At 38.0% G+C, this 15,063-nt stretch carries 14 protein-coding genes; 8 read left to right on the top strand and 6 right to left on the bottom strand.

The window, feature by feature from the left end:
- Nucleotides 1-98 precede the first annotated feature (98 nt).
- Complete coding sequence (locus FJR06_RS18240) at nucleotides 99-911, bottom strand: nuclear transport factor 2 family protein (RefSeq protein WP_168651977.1); 813 nt, start codon at nucleotides 909-911, stop codon at nucleotides 99-101.
- Nucleotides 912-996: 85 nt separating this feature from the next.
- On the opposite strand from FJR06_RS18240, the gene murG reads away from it, so the two are divergent.
- The 7 genes from murG to FJR06_RS18275 all read left to right on the top strand — a co-directional run bounded on the left by murG (nucleotide 997) and on the right by FJR06_RS18275 (nucleotide 8,725).
- Nucleotides 997-2,070 (top strand): undecaprenyldiphospho-muramoylpentapeptide beta-N-acetylglucosaminyltransferase, encoded by a 1,074-nt coding sequence (murG, locus tag FJR06_RS18245; RefSeq protein WP_168632902.1) that lies wholly within the window; start codon nucleotides 997-999, stop codon nucleotides 2,068-2,070.
- Nucleotides 2,071-2,534: 464 nt separating this feature from the next.
- On the top strand, nucleotides 2,535-3,320 hold the full coding sequence (locus tag FJR06_RS18250; RefSeq protein ID WP_015080702.1) for a DUF502 domain-containing protein: 786 nt from the start codon (nucleotides 2,535-2,537) through the stop codon (nucleotides 3,318-3,320).
- Between the two features lie 67 nt (nucleotides 3,321-3,387).
- The gene (gene nusB, locus FJR06_RS18255) at nucleotides 3,388-4,029 is read left to right on the top strand and encodes a transcription antitermination factor NusB (RefSeq protein ID WP_015080701.1); all 642 of its coding nucleotides are present in this window, start codon (nucleotides 3,388-3,390) and stop codon (nucleotides 4,027-4,029) included.
- Nucleotides 4,030-4,245: 216 nt separating this feature from the next.
- Nucleotides 4,246-5,727 (top strand): signal recognition particle-docking protein FtsY, encoded by a 1,482-nt coding sequence (gene ftsY / locus FJR06_RS18260; RefSeq protein WP_015080700.1) that lies wholly within the window; start codon nucleotides 4,246-4,248, stop codon nucleotides 5,725-5,727.
- Between the two features lie 262 nt (nucleotides 5,728-5,989).
- Complete coding sequence (locus FJR06_RS18265; RefSeq protein ID WP_015080699.1) at nucleotides 5,990-6,226, top strand: DUF433 domain-containing protein; 237 nt, start codon at nucleotides 5,990-5,992, stop codon at nucleotides 6,224-6,226.
- The gene (locus tag FJR06_RS18270; protein WP_015080698.1) at nucleotides 6,226-6,582 is read left to right on the top strand and encodes a hypothetical protein; all 357 of its coding nucleotides are present in this window, start codon (nucleotides 6,226-6,228) and stop codon (nucleotides 6,580-6,582) included. The genes FJR06_RS18265 and FJR06_RS18270 overlap by 1 nt, the downstream gene beginning before the upstream one ends.
- Before the next feature lie 757 nt (nucleotides 6,583-7,339).
- Entirely contained in the window at nucleotides 7,340-8,725 is a 1,386-nt protein-coding gene (locus tag FJR06_RS18275; protein ID WP_015080697.1) for a PP2C family protein-serine/threonine phosphatase, read from the top strand.
- 204 nt (nucleotides 8,726-8,929) lie between these two features.
- Here FJR06_RS18275 and FJR06_RS18280 read toward each other — a convergent pair whose 3' ends face one another.
- Both FJR06_RS18280 and FJR06_RS18285 read right to left on the bottom strand, forming a co-directional pair.
- The gene (locus FJR06_RS18280) at nucleotides 8,930-9,508 is read right to left on the bottom strand and encodes a hypothetical protein (RefSeq protein ID WP_015080696.1); all 579 of its coding nucleotides are present in this window, start codon (nucleotides 9,506-9,508) and stop codon (nucleotides 8,930-8,932) included.
- Nucleotides 9,509-9,633: 125 nt separating this feature from the next.
- On the bottom strand, nucleotides 9,634-10,515 hold the full coding sequence (locus tag FJR06_RS18285; RefSeq protein WP_015080695.1) for a 4-hydroxybenzoate solanesyltransferase: 882 nt from the start codon (nucleotides 10,513-10,515) through the stop codon (nucleotides 9,634-9,636).
- Nucleotides 10,516-10,607: 92 nt separating this feature from the next.
- Between FJR06_RS18285 and FJR06_RS18290 the strand changes: the two genes are divergently transcribed.
- On the top strand, nucleotides 10,608-12,257 hold the full coding sequence (locus FJR06_RS18290) for a Ppx/GppA phosphatase family protein (RefSeq protein ID WP_168651978.1): 1,650 nt from the start codon (nucleotides 10,608-10,610) through the stop codon (nucleotides 12,255-12,257).
- An 86-nt stretch (nucleotides 12,258-12,343) separates the two neighbouring features.
- On the opposite strand, the gene FJR06_RS18295 is transcribed toward FJR06_RS18290, so the two are convergent.
- The 3 genes from FJR06_RS18295 to FJR06_RS18305 form a co-directional block, all read right to left on the bottom strand.
- Entirely contained in the window at nucleotides 12,344-13,312 is a 969-nt protein-coding gene (locus FJR06_RS18295) for a hypothetical protein (RefSeq protein ID WP_015080693.1), read from the bottom strand.
- Nucleotides 13,312-14,379 (bottom strand): AAA family ATPase, encoded by a 1,068-nt coding sequence (locus FJR06_RS18300; RefSeq protein WP_015080692.1) that lies wholly within the window; start codon nucleotides 14,377-14,379, stop codon nucleotides 13,312-13,314. Before FJR06_RS18300 ends, FJR06_RS18295 begins: the two co-directional genes overlap by 1 nt.
- A gap of 160 nt (nucleotides 14,380-14,539) precedes the next feature.
- Nucleotides 14,540-14,941: a type II toxin-antitoxin system HigA family antitoxin gene (locus FJR06_RS18305; RefSeq protein WP_041458443.1), complete on the bottom strand. Its 402-nt coding sequence runs from the start codon at nucleotides 14,939-14,941 to the stop codon at nucleotides 14,540-14,542.
- Between the last annotated feature and the right edge of the window lie 122 nt (nucleotides 14,942-15,063).

Raw genomic sequence — 15,063 nt, forward strand, 5'->3', positions numbered from 1 at the left:
GGTCATTGCCAAAAATACTTCTCCAAATGCTTCGCCCGTACAGTTGTCAGTTGTTTTTCTTTGCCACTGACCAATCACCAATCACCAATCACCAATAACTACTTCTTAACAACCTGTAACCGTTGAGTAATAATAGTCATATCTTCACCTCTGCGAATTACTGCGGAAACCCATTGAGGTCCGGGAGTAGAGGGTGCGCGTCCTGTTTTGAACAGTCCACCAGAATTGAGAAATTCTAAATTTGCAATTGTGGGGTTGAGGAGTTTATTACCTTGAATGGGTTCTTCTATGGCTGTTCCCAGCAGAAAATCCTCACCTAATGGTTCTTTGACAATGGCATCAAAACTATATTTTTCCCCAACTTTTACCTGTTGTGGTAATTTAATTTCTACTTGGGGTGGTTTACTTCCAGAGGTTAGTTGAGTCCGTTCTGATAAAATATCTTGCTGAACGATTTTTGAGCCTGTGACTTTTTGACGCGATTTAATGGTAGAGTTAAGGGTTAAATTATTATTACCAGATGCAGGTAAACCGCTAATAGTGGTGACAGTATCCGCAATAATTGTATTACCTTCCGATTTCCAGGATTCTAGCTTGGTCGTGTAACGCAATTTAGGATATCGTTTCCAAAGTCCTGTTAAAGCCTGTTCCATTGCTTTGCGGTTTAAGCCGTCACCATGAGTAAATGTAGGGCTATAAAATTTCATTACACCATTGACATTACCTTGATTAGCAGCATTATCAATTTGTGTTAATAGATTCGTGAGTGTAGCGGGTGCATTTCCGGTTTGACCAGCTTGAGCCAATTGCCAAGTGCTGGATAAACCAATTGCCAGTAAACTGGAAATTAGGGAAATACTCACAGTTAATGTTTTATTACGTTTCATTAATAAAGGGATAATTTTAGTCATAAGGAAGATTTTACTGATTTGATGATACAAGATCAGGAATTTGTTTTATCTTAATGAAATTAGGCGATAAATGGTATAGGCGGGAATGGTAAATCCATCAATTAGATTACTTATAGCAGCTAGTGGGACAGGTGGACACTTGTTTCCGGCGATCGCATTGGCTGAAAAACTGCCAGAATACAATATTGAATGGCTGGGTGTGCCAAATCGGCTAGAAACTCAGTTAGTTCCCCAGACATATCCTTTAAATACGGTCGCTGTTGAAGGTTTTCAGCAAGGTTTGAGTCTTGGTTCTATCCGCACCTTGTGGAAATTGATCAGCTCGATTCTCAAAGTCAGACGTATTCTTAAACAAGGAAAGTTCCAAGGAGTTTTCACCACAGGGGGTTATATTGCCGGTCCTGCGGTAATTGCAGCGCGTTCTTTGGGTTTACCTGTGGTTTTTCATGAATCCAATGCTTTACCCGGCAAAGTTACCCGCTTTTTTGGTCCTTGGTGTAATGTGGTAGCGATAGGATTTGATGTAACTACTCAATATTTACCTCGGACAAAAACTATCTGTGTGGGTACTCCTGTTCGTTCTCAATTCTTAGATGAAACTGTTAATAACACTTTAGATTTACCTATTCCTAATGGTGTTCCTCTAATTGTGGTGTTTGGTGGTAGTCAGGGGGCTGTAGCCGTAAATAAATTAGTCCGACAGTCTGCGGACGCTTTGTTTCAAGCTGGGGCTTATATAGTGCATTTGACGGGTGATAATGATCCTGATATTAACAGTCTTCAACATCCTCAATATATAGCCTTGGCTTTTTATAATAATATGGCGGCTTTGTTGCGAAGAGCTAATTTAGCTATTAGTCGTTCTGGTGCGGGTAGCTTGACAGAATTGGCAGTTTGTGGTACTCCAGCAATTTTGATTCCCTATCCCTTTGCAGCGGAAGATCATCAGTCTTATAATGCAGAGGTGTTTACTAAAGCTGGTGCGGCTTTATCCTTTAAACAGTCGGATTTGACTCCAGGAATATTTACGACTCAGGTTTTGAATTTGTTGCAATCTCCGACAGAATTAGGGAGAATGGCAGAGAAAGCTGCATCGATCGCTGTTCCTGATAGTGCAGATAAATTGGCAACTTTGGTGAGAGAAGTGATCGAAAATTAATTCCCATTAACTCCAAATAAGTAGGTGAACACAATAAAACCAAACTGTGTAAAGAAATGTAAAATTGCTGAAAACTTCTTTACTCTTGCCTCTTGCCTCTTGCCTCTTGCCTTGCTATGACGACAATTTTCAACGCCAACCTACTTAGTCATTCCTAAATTGTGAGCATTTGGCGATATAGCGCGGTAGGATGGATAATATCTCTCAGACTTGCAACAATAATTTACAAGTATTACAAAGATAAGTAACACTCTAAAAGATTTACCAGCCGCCATTACGGTGGGTTAATGGCTATATTTACATTGAACAAGGAAAATTGTGAACTTTTGTAGCGATAGCTTGACTTTTTGCCATTAAAGAGGGACACAAAAGGCGTTTTTTAACAGTAAGAAGTAGCCTATTGTAAGACACTGACACCTGTTGTCATCAGTTTCTGATATTCGCAATGTGACTAATTTGCTGAAATGGAAAATAATCACAACAGTTTAACGAAGCTAAATAAGGAGAATCGGGGTTTGGGAATGGAAAGGTGGAAACAAGACTTCAAAAATGACCTGATTGCTGGTTTGCTGGTGGTAATTCCCCTCGCAACCACCATCTGGTTAACAATTACCATAGCCACATGGGTAATTAACTTTCTCACCCAAGTTCCTAAACAACTCAATCCCTTTGATGGCTTAAATCCGATTTTAGTAAATATACTTAATTTACTAGTAGGATTAGCCGTGCCATTATTAAGTATTTTGGCTATTGGCTTAATGGCTAGAAACATTGCTGGGCGATGGTTATTGGATTTCGGTGAGCGGCTATTGCAAGCCATTCCTTTAGCTGGACAGGTATATAAAACCCTCAAGCAACTATTAGAAACTCTGTTAAAAGATTCTAATGGTAAATTCCGCCGGGTAGTCTTAGTAGAATACCCTCGTCCGGGCATTTGGGCGATCGCCTTTGTTACTGGAGCAATGAGCAATGAAATCCAAAGTCAAATATCTCGTCCTGTAATTAGCCTGTTTATTCCCACTACACCCAATCCGACCACAGGATGGTATGCGATAGTACCAGAAGAGGATGTACTTAATCTCTCTATATCTGTTGAAGATGCTTTTAAAATCGTTGTGTCTGGTGGTATAGTGTCCCCCAATATCCAGCCTTCTCACCTCCCTGCACTGTCAGCAATATCATCTTTGGAAATAAAACAGCAGGAAATTCCAGAAATAGAAACTAAACTCGATACCAACCTAGTAAAGTGAGCAAAAAATAGATAAGCTAATTGTTCATCTGCGCTAGAACTCACATATTTTTCATCATCCCAACTGTATGCAGCATCGTAAACCCCAACAAATAGCCCGCGAATTGGCACTATTAGCCTTGAGCCAATTACCAATCAACCCTAAAAAACTAGAAAGCCTATCAGACGAGCAATTAGTTTCTAAGCTAGTTTTAGGAGCAGTTCGGACTCTCACAGTAGAAGTACAGGACACATTGAACAATGCCGCAGGAGAACTGCAACGGAGTAATGATCGCCTATTAACCAGCGAAACGAGAGCTGCGGATTTGAATACAGCTAGAACCATGCTGAAAGAGGCAATTTCCTATACCCAAATAGCTATCAATCAATTAGGTACATCTGTTGATTTTCCAGAATTAATTCAGTCGGCCAATCAAAATAAAGAAGTTCGTAATTACGCTAAAGCGATTATTATTACTGTCAGCGAGAACCATCAAGCTATCGAAGAATCTATTTCTAATGCTTTAGTAGATTGGCAAGTTACCCGTCTAGCTCAAATTGATAGAGATATCCTCCAAATAGCCACCGCAGAAATAAAATTCATGCAAGTTCCCGACAGCATTGCTATTAACGAAGCTGTAGAATTAGCTAAACGCTACAGTGGAGAAGATGGCCACCGTTTTATTAATGGTGTTCTCCGTCGAGTTAGTGAACAAAAACAAACTGTTTAAATTGGTCATTGGTCATTGGTCATTGGTCATTGGTAAGACTTTTATTCCTTCTTTCTTTCTTTCTTTCTTTCTTAACTCCTGACTCGGTGACTCGGTGACTCGGTGACTCGGTGACTCGGTGACTCGGTGACTCGGTGACTCGGTGACTCGGTGACTCGGTGACTCGGTGACTCCTGACTCCTATCCTAATTAAATTTTTATCTAAAATAAACTACAATGGCTTTTAATTGGTTTCGTCGTCCAAATAATGAATCTGCTGATACTCCTGAAAACCAATCTCAGGAAGAAACACCCGCAGTAGAAGCAACTGAACCAGAAACAACCGCACCAGATACGGCGGATTTGTTGGCTTTTGCTAAAGCTGCTTATAAAAATATTCAAGAAAAACAACAACTAGAAACAGAATTATCTGTAGCGGTTGAAGAAGATACTATCAGTCAAGAAATAGTAGAAACTCAAGTAGGGGAAATAACTGCACCGATAGAAATAGATGCAACCATCGCAGAAATTACTGAAGATGTTGTTAATGAACTACAACCAGAACCAGAATTAGCTAATTTATCTTTTTTAGAACGGGCTGCGGCCGAAAGACAAGCTAAACAAGAGAAATTAATTGCTAGTGCCATAGAAACCGAAATTCCCGAAATACAGATAACTCCGACAGCACCAGAAATAGAGATTCCAGAACTGGTATTTGATGATGGGTTTAAGTGGTCAGCAAAGGTTTTAGCCGCCCAAGGGAGAAAAGCTGAAGATATTTCCCTGGAAGAAATTACTTGGTTGAAAAAACTCCGTCAAGGTTTAGATAAAACTCGGCGGAATATTCTTAACCAACTAAAATCAATTGTTGGTCAGGGGCCTCTTAATCAAGAGGCTGTCAATGAAATTGAATCATTACTTCTACAGGCAGATGTGGGGGTAGAGGCAACTGATTATATTATTAGTGCGTTACAAAAGAAATTACTCGCAGAAGTTACTCCCCCAGAACAAGCGATCGCTTATCTCAAAGAAATTCTCCGAGATATCCTAGATGCACCCTTGCAAAATCAAGACAAACCTAGTTTTGCACCGGCAAAAGACACCCTGACCATTTGGTTAATTACCGGAGTTAACGGGGCGGGAAAAACTACCACCATCGGTAAAATTTCTCACCTAGCACATAAATCCGGTTACAAGTGCTTAATTGGTGCGGCGGATACCTTTCGGGCTGCGGCTGTGGAACAGGTCAAAGTTTGGGGAGAGAGAAGCGGTGTTGAAGTTATCGCCAATCCTGGGAAAAACACAGATCCGGCAGCCGTGGTGTTTGATGCGATCGCTGCTGCTCAATCTAGAGAAACCGAACTACTATTAATAGATACCGCTGGGAGACTGCAAAATAAGAAAAATCTCATGGACGAACTCAGCAAAATCCGCAAAATCATTGATAAAAAAGCCCCCAATGCCCGTGTAGAATCGCTGTTAGTTCTTGATTCTACTTTAGGACAAAATGGATTGCGACAAGCTGAAGTATTTTCCCAAGCAGCCCAACTCAGCGGCGTTGTTTTAACCAAATTAGACGGAACAGCCAAAGGAGGTGTCGCCCTCGCTGTTGTTCAGCAATTAGGCTTACCCATTCGTTTTATTGGGGCTGGTGAAGGAATTGAAGATTTGCGTCCATTCTCTAGTCATGAATTTGTAGAAGCATTGTTAAGCGATTAATATCGTCGCCGAAAAATAATTGTCCTCAGACTAGTAGTCTGTCAATCCAAAAATGACGGGTAAAGGCAAGTAGGGGAGTGGGGGGAGTAGGGGAGGGAAAAACAGAAGTTTTTTCCTATCATTATCCGTCAAAATAAATTTGACGAACTACTAGAAGTCTGGGGCTAGACAAACAAATTCCAAGTTCTGCGCGGAATCTATAAAACCCGCCTTTATATCTCAAGCTATAATCAAAAGTGAAATTATCTTTAGAGAATGAGAAATGACGCTAAATAACTTATTAGAAATTCAAGGAATTATTCACCGCGATTCCGAAATTATGGGTGGAGTTCCTGTTTTTGTGGGAACTCGTGTTCCTTTACAAACATTTTTTGACTATCTCGAAGGGGAGAATGGATTAGCTGAGTTTATTAGTGATTTTCCCTATCTGGAGACTCAAACTATGAAAGTCTTGGAAAATACAGCTAAATTGATCATCGCTCAAGAACGCTGTGCTTGATGATTATATTACTAGATGAAAATCTTTTGAGTAAAAAACTCAAACAACCTTTTTTAAGGAAAGGCGACATAGTTTACAATGTTAATGATATGGGATGGCGTGGGTTGAAAGATCGAGAAATTCTTGATTTAGCTGAAAAATATCCTTTTGATGCCTTTATTACAGCCGATAAAAATCTTCCCTATCAACAAAATTTAACTAATATAATTTTGAGAATTATTGTTTTAGATTCTCGCAGCACTCGTCCTGATCATTTACTACCTTTAATGGAAAAAATTAGTGAAATTATCTCATCTTTATCAGTAGGATCTTCTGTATTGCTCAATGATATGGGTGAGATTGAATCTATTGGTTAATAGTTTATATTAAGATGAATCTGCACAAAATAAGCCTTAAAGAATAATTGAACGCAGATAAACGCAGATAAACGCAGATAAACGCAGGATATGAATGTCCTTTGATCAGCTAAATCCCCAGCAATGTAAAACTTATATTTAATCCCACGCTTTAATTCAAATGCTAGTATAAAAGTATACTGGATTTAGAGCATTAAGCAAAAATAAGCGAAATTTTTCCATAAAAGAAATCTATCTAAGGAAACATTTCGAGAATTTATGGTATATAGGTTAAATGTTTGTAGTCCATAATTGAACAAGTTTTGATTAAAAGCATGATGACAACTATGTTTTAACCAAAATTCCACCAACGCAAAAACCATGAATTAACTCACTGAAAATCTATCTGGTTTTTTAGTTTGATGATTCTTAATATATATTCTCTCAGGAATAGAGGTAATTTTGCTAATCGCAAACTTTTATTTCTCAAGATATATGAAGGGTTGATTCAGTTGTGAAAGAATTAGGGGCTGTTAATTAATCATAAAAATTACCGATTCCCAAAGATTTATTTTTGACAAATTAGAAAATTTATCATCATGGAAAATTAACCATCAAAAATGTCCTCAGCATTAACCAAGACTTAAAAAATTACCTTCAACATTTCTTCTACTCTTGCTAAAATCACGAATCTCGTTGAATATGATTTCACAATTTATCAAGAAAGAGTATTTATAAAGAATCACACATTTGCTATTCTCAACTGCAATATTAACCTGTGTCACAATTTCCCCCCCATCCTACTGATAGTAATAGCAGCACCACCACAGATGTCACTCCTGTGGTGGCACTCAAAGAACTTGTGTCCAGGCTGCATCGAGAACAAAATAAAATTCAAGACTTGCTGAGTTCCTTAGGATTTGCCCTCAGAAGCTTTAATAATTTAAATCAGTTTTTGGAACTGATTCCCCTCATGGCTACCAGAGTGACAGATGCGGAAGGTAGCGCACTTTTTCTTTATAAACCCAATGGACAAATTAGATTAGAACAACTACATTGGCAAGATACTCAGCAACGAAAAAATATTAGAAAAGCCCTAGAAACTGCCAGTAGTCAAATTACTCTTTTAACTAATTCTGGTCCTGCTGCCATTTCCACAGGCATTCTAGATGACCAAATGCACGCCGTTTTAGGTCCAGATGTGCAAATCTTTGGGACAGCTATTTTAGTTAAGCATACAGAACGGGGTTGGCTGTATGTTTTGAGTCGTGATCCAGAATATAGTTGGACAGAAACTAGACAAAAATTAGTGCGGTTAGTGGCAGACCAAACCGCAGTTGCGATTGACAATGATGAATTATCTGTAGAATTAAGAAAAAAAGCACGTTTAGATCAAGAATTAGAAATTGGTGCAGAAATTCAACGCCGACTTTTACCGCGTCAATGTCCAAATATTCCTGGTTTGTCTCTAGCAGCCCGTTGTAAACCGGCTAATCATGTTGGTGGTGACTACTATGATTTTATTCCCACTAATCAAAACCAGTTAAAGCCCAAACCACAAGCATCTCCAGAAAATGCCAGTTGGGGTTTGGTAATTGGGGATGTGATGGGTAAAGGTGTTCCCGCAGGTTTGATTATGACGATGTTGCGGGGAATGCTACGAGGTGAAGTATTGCATGGTAATTCCCCAGCGGGAATTTTGCAAAATTTGAATCGGGTTATGTATGCGGATTTGGAAAATTCCCACCGCTTTGTGACGATGTTTTATTCAGAATATGACCCGCAAACGCGAATTTTATCTTATAGTAATGCCGCCCATAATCCGCCTTTATGGTGGCACGCAGCGACAAAAACTGTGAGCCGTTTGGATACGTTCGGGATGTTAATTGGTTTAGATGCCAATAGCGAATATCAAGATGCTCAGGTTCAGTTAGAATCTGGGGACACAGTTATTTATTATACTGATGGTTTGACTGATGCAGCGGCGGCTGGTGGCGATCGCTTTGATGAAGATAATTTTGTTACATCTTTCAGAACGGCTTGTAAGTATTGCAATAGTCCCCAGGAAATTGTGGAATATCTATTTGATCAAGTTCAGCAATTTATCGGTGCTGATAGGCAAAATACCGATGATATGACGTTGGTGGTTTTGCAGATTGTGTGATTAGTTATGGTAAAAATTCTATGTCCAGAATTTGATTCACAGTGTCAGGTAAATCCGCTGGGAGAGCGATCGCTACCAATACTTATGCAAAGACTACATAACACAAGATCCCCGACTTCTTTAAGAAGTCGGGGATCTGACTTTTACAATGTCCACAAATCAAATATAAATTCTATTCTTCAGGGATTGAATTTACTCCTGCTTTTACCATTTTTCCGCCCAATAGATAATTTCTGAAGATGCAACATCAATTGCGACTCCATGACTATTACCATGATTCCATTTTGCACCAGGTTGGCTTTTATCTTCGGCTTTTAATACTAATATTTCATAACTGCTAGGAAAGGTTTCTGTTTCTGAATCGCTAGTATAAAAGAATGTTGTCGGTACGCCGTTGGGTTGGTTACTATGAGTATTTGTATTCCCACCCTGGTATTGATGCTGAGAGATTTTTTTGTACTGTGTCAGGAGGTTTTTAATCTTTGCTTGTGGTTCTTTGATCCGCAGTTGTAAAGAATTACTTCCGGGAGTTAATCCCGAAGCATAAGCCATTTGTAAAACTTGAGAATCATTAGGAATTTGTCCGGGAAAATGTTGAATTTGTTGAATATCAGCCCATTGGTGGTTACGGATTTCTTGATATTGTGATGTATCAGTAATTAACTGTAATTGTTTGGTTTTACTAGCAGCTTTACTCATCCAGAAACTGCCAATAACTAGACCAAAACTACCCAGGGACAGTAAAATTATTGGAGCGAGTTTAACTAAAATAGATCGCTTCATTCCGTTGGTTACATCTAGCTTGTAGATTAATATCCCAACCTTTAAAACAGTAGTCCTGATAGTTTTGAATCTAGCTTGAGTTAGATTGACAGAAAAATTTTGATTTGGTTAAATTGATGACAAATTCACAAAGAACCAAGAATCATTCCCGCTAACATTAAAAAACCAATCCAGACATTTTGGCGAAACATTTCTCCATAAGCAGGATGAGGGATTTCAGGCTGTTGTAAGCGGATAATTTGCCAAATCCAGCCGATACTAGCCAAAATTAAACTGATCCAAAATGCTGTGTTTAAATTAACTAATAAACCGACTCCAGCTAAGAGAATAACCGTACCAATCAAGAAAACAGCGATCGCTGTAGGGGCATATTTACCAAAGAATAAAGCGCTAGAATTAATGCCAATGCGTTGATCATCTTGGCGATCGCTCATGGCATAAATGGTATCAAATCCTAATGTCCATAGTACCGTCGCGCCCCAAAGCAACCAAGTCGGTGCTGTAATATTAGCTGTAACAGCACTCCAACTAATTAAAACCGCAAAACCCCAAGCAATCGAAAGCACCAATTGGGGAACAGGAAATACCCGTTTCGCACCGGGATAAAGGACAATTACTGGAACTGCGGCCACAGACAACCAGAAGCTTAAAGGGTTAAGATAGAAAGCGACAACTGCGGCACAGACGAGGGAGACTATCCCCACCACAATGCCAATTTTAACGGAAATGGTACGAGATGCAAGCGGGCGATCGCGTGTTCTCTCAACTTGGGGATCAATATCTCTATCCCATAAATCATTAACTACGCATCCAGCCGCACTGGTGGCAATACTACCAAAAATAATCACTCCCACCAGGGGTAACGGTGGTTTACCCGCAGCGGCTAAAAATACCGCCCACAATGCGGGTATCATCAGAATTAACCTCCCTTCTGGTTTATTCCACCTTAACAGCCGGATAATTACAAGCCATAATGGTTCTGGGTTGATTTTTGGTGTTTCTAACATATTTGCTGATTTAACATATCTTTACATTTATAGAATATCGTTATTTGCTATTTGTCCTCCAGTCCCTATTCATCTATTCAGAGAATAACAAAATGGTAAATTTAGTCTCGGCTAACTGGGAAAATAAACCTAGTGAATCAGTTCAAGAAAATCAGATGATTGCAGCCATTGATATTGGTACAAATTCTTTACATATCATAGTGGTAAAAATTGAAGCAACTTTACCATCTTTTACCATTATTGCCAGAGAAAAGGAAACGGTGAGATTAGGCGATCGCAATTTAATTACTGGCGAATTAAAACCGGAAGTGATGATGAAAGCGATCGCCTGTTTAGGAAGATTTAAAACTCTTGCTGACAGCTTAGGGACAAATAGTATTGTTGCTGTGGCGACAAGTGCAGTCCGGGAATCTCCCAACGGTCAAGAATTTCTTCAACAAATCGAAACCGAAGTCGGTTTAAGCGTTGACTTGATTTCCGGTCCCGAAGAAGCCCGTCGCATCTACTTAGGTGTATTATCGGGGATGGAATTTAACAACAAACCGCATATCATAATTGACATTGGTGGTGGTTCAACAGAATTGATTTTAGGAGACAGTGAAGAACCCCGTAGTCTCACCAGTACCAAAATCGGTGCAGTGCGCTTAACTGGGGAATTAATCGCCTCAGATCCCATCAGCGAAACCGAATTTAAATACCTCCAAGCTTACGCTAGAGGAATGCTAGAACGTTCTGTGGAAGAAGTGCAAGGAAAACTCAAAATTGGCGATTCTCCCCAGTTAATCGGCACATCTGGGACAATAGAAACCATCGCTACCATCCATGCGCGGGAAAAATTAGGTCTTGTTCCTTCCACCCTCAACGGGTATCAATTCAGTCTTCAAGACTTGCGAACTTGGGTAAATCGCTTACGCAAAATGACCAATGTAGAACGGGCTACCGTTCCGGGAATGCCAGAAAAGAGGTCAGAAGTAATACTTTCTGGAGCAGTAATTTTACAGGAGGCTATGACCTTGTTAGGAGTACAATCCGTAACAGTCTGTGAGCGATCTCTTAGGGAAGGCGTAATTGTAGACTGGATGCTGACTCATGGCTTCATTGACAACAGACTACGGTTTCAAAGTTCCATTCGAGAACGCAGTGTATTAAAAACTGCCAAAAAATACCAAACTAACTTAGAGCATAGCGAGCGCGTTACCGCTTTTGCACTCAATATATTTGACCAAACCAAAGGACAATTACATTATTGGAGTGCAGATCAACGTCAATTACTATGGGCTGCTGCCATTTTACACAATAGTGGTCACTATATCAGCCATTCTGCACACCACAAACATTCATACTACTTAATTAGAAATGGTGAATTACTCGGTTATAACGAAACCGAAATCGAAATTATTGCCAATATAGCCCGTTATCACCGCAAATCTCCACCCAAGAAAAAACATGAAAGCTATCGGAATCTATTGCACAAAGAACATCGGACAATGGTTAATCAACTCAGTGCAATTTTAAGGTTAGCTGTTGCTTTAGACAGAAGACAAATAGGGGCTATTTCTCATGTTCAATGTGAATATGTTCCCAACTTCAAAGAATTTAAGATGTTGATATTTCCATCATTAATTGATGATGAATGTGCCTTAGAAATGTGGAGTTTAGATTACAAAAAAGGAGTTTTTGAAGAAGAATTTGGTTTAAAATTTGTGGCAATATTAGCAAATAGTAACACTCCATTGAGCTAAGTAGGTTGGCGTTAAAAATTGTCGATCAAACAGCTATTAATGAGATTTTACGCCGTCATATTGAAATGAAAAGAGCGATATAAAATTTATTCTATTCCTGTCAAATTGGCAGCTTGTTGAAAATAAGGTTGTAACATTTCACCAAGTTCTTGAACAATCAGGGAATTTGTATTTTTTGCTAATTCTGGTAAAATTAATTCTTTGCAGAAGCGATCATATTCTAAATGTTCTACCTTCAAATATTGATAAGCTTTTCTATGTATATCCTTTAGTGCTTCTTTACCTCTAAAAAATATTTTTGCTTCTTGAAAATCCAGTTCATGGGGATTATTAATATAGGTTTGCCACTGAAAATCTTGACTTATAATTATATCCTCTAACATATTTATTAAATTCAATATTCTGTTTTCTGATTCACTCGCTTTATCAACTACTTGCTGTTCAAAAAAAGTTCTCATATCTATCAAAGATAAAGATTCTATTTGATCTAATGTTAGTCTGAAATTTGCATTTTCTCGGAATTGAAACTTTAAACATTCAAATAATTCTCTTATTATCGAGTCTTGAAAATATTGTACTAGCCATTGTTCTAGCTGTGATTTGCTTAAATTATTATCAGTATCCTTTCTATATGTCTTCTTCTCACCTGTTTTTTCAGTAGATATCTGATTGAAAAGATTAGCAATAGTTTCTGTTTCTTCAAGTAAGAAATTTTCCCATTCATGTCTTTTCCAATAGATAATTCTTACTGATTTGTCTCTGATTAAATTAGAGTCAAGTTTGCTACTTATTTGCTCAATTTTTTCCTGTGTCCTAAAATCTCTATCAGTAATGGCAATTACTGGTATGCTTTGGTGTAATTGACTTTTATGATAGATTAATTTACCTATAGAATTAAAATTCCCACTACCACCTATTTCAATTACTTCATATTCTATGTCTGATAGCAAGTCTTGAGTTATTAGTTTACGAATAACTGTTCTAATAAATACAACTTCGGGACTTGTAGGCGCACCTTCAATTAATATATATAAAGTATTACTCAAGATTTCCATTATTTTTCTTCCAAATCACCCAAATTAATAATTTCCGAATCATAAAACATTTTTGCCACAGTTGGGGAATGGGTTGTAAAAATATATTGATTATTTGAATCATCTTCCCGCAAAACTTGAATTAATCTTTTTTGCCAAGCAGGATGTAAATGTAGTTCAACTTCGTCAATAAGAACAATGGAATTTTTAGCGGTATCTGCTGCTAAACCAACTAAAATTCTTAAAATTTGATGTTCCCCTGAACTCATTTGTAGTAAATCATATTCTACACCCTTTCTTTTGAGAATCAAAGTATCAGAATCTGGACCAGACTCTAAACCTATTAATTCTGAAGGGAAGCAAATTTTATTAAATAATCTTTGAACTCTCTTCCAATAGGACTCGCCGTATTTTTCTTCACTCCATGTTCTATGTTTACGGTAATATTCAATTAACCAAGATAAAACATCACTATGTGCATTTTGATCTTCTATATTTTGTTTATTGAAACTCTTAAATAATCTTACAGTACGTCTTTGATCTAAATAGCAAACTCCACCAATTCTATCAAATATTTGTGAAGTTTGACGATTTTTAGATATTGCTTGAGAAGCTCTACCTCTTGCACCCAAAACTCTAATAGAACCTTTAGGTGAAATATCATGATCACATAAATTATTTGGGATTCTAGTTGGAAAATACCAAATAACTTTTGCTGGACTTTCTAAAGGTGCAACTGATTTTGATAAATTAAAGTTTTGCTTCAATCCCAGTGAAGAATAAACATCGTTAATAGCTTCAGCTTCATCTTTTTCAATGGAATACTCAAATGTGATTTGAGCAATATTAGCTCTACCTCTAACTAATTGTTGTACATTGTATTCCAAACCCTCTCTTAACTCTGGATTTTGTGGATTTTCAAAGACTTTAACTACAACATGAATTGCATCTAAAATTGAAGTTTTACCAGAACCATTAGGACCGACAATTAAATTGATAGATCGAGGACGACTAAGTAAATCGGTAAAATCTAAAGAGATATCTTTAATAGCACGAAAGTTTTTTATTTCCAAGGAATGTAATTTCATAATACTTCTCAATATTTATATTTTATTTAACTTTTATTACACACTAAACTCATCATGGTCTCTAAAAATAGGAAATATGGTAAAGATTTGAGCTTAAGTTGATACCATTGAGCATTGCTAAACTGCTACAAATATTAAAAACTTCCTGTCTTTGACTCTTTTACACAACAAACAAACTTGCATCAACGTGAAAAAACTTCCCTAACATCTCAGCTTGTTCTCGCGTCACTCCCACCTCACCATTAATTACCTGAGAAACTAACTCACTCGAACCTAAAACAGAAACTAAATCACCTATTTCTAAATCCTGCGCTTCCAATAAATGCAAAATTCTCGAACGAGGGGTAGAAATATTTAGCTGATAATGCTGACTTTCAAAATCTTCAATTAGCCTTACCAATAACTCCAACAAAGCATTTTCTTCTGCTGTCAGACGAGGACGCGAAAGCAAATCTTCCACAACTGCTAAAAGCCGATCATTTTCTTCCTCAGTTTTAATAACTCGCGGTTGAGACTGAGAAAGTAATTTGCTGTAAACTTCTGAATCAAAAGTAAGAGTCATTTTTCCAGTAGTCTTTGTCATAAGAATACCCGGTAAGTGGGAAACTCAGTGGCTTTAGCCCTGAGAGGGAAACGGCACGAGCGGTTTTAACCGCTGTGAATCTTAAAATTGAAACCAGATTT

The sequence above is a fragment of the Dolichospermum sp. UHCC 0352 genome (assembly GCF_009711925.1).
GTDB classification, from domain to species: Bacteria; Cyanobacteriota; Cyanobacteriia; order Cyanobacteriales; family Nostocaceae; genus Dolichospermum; species Dolichospermum lemmermannii.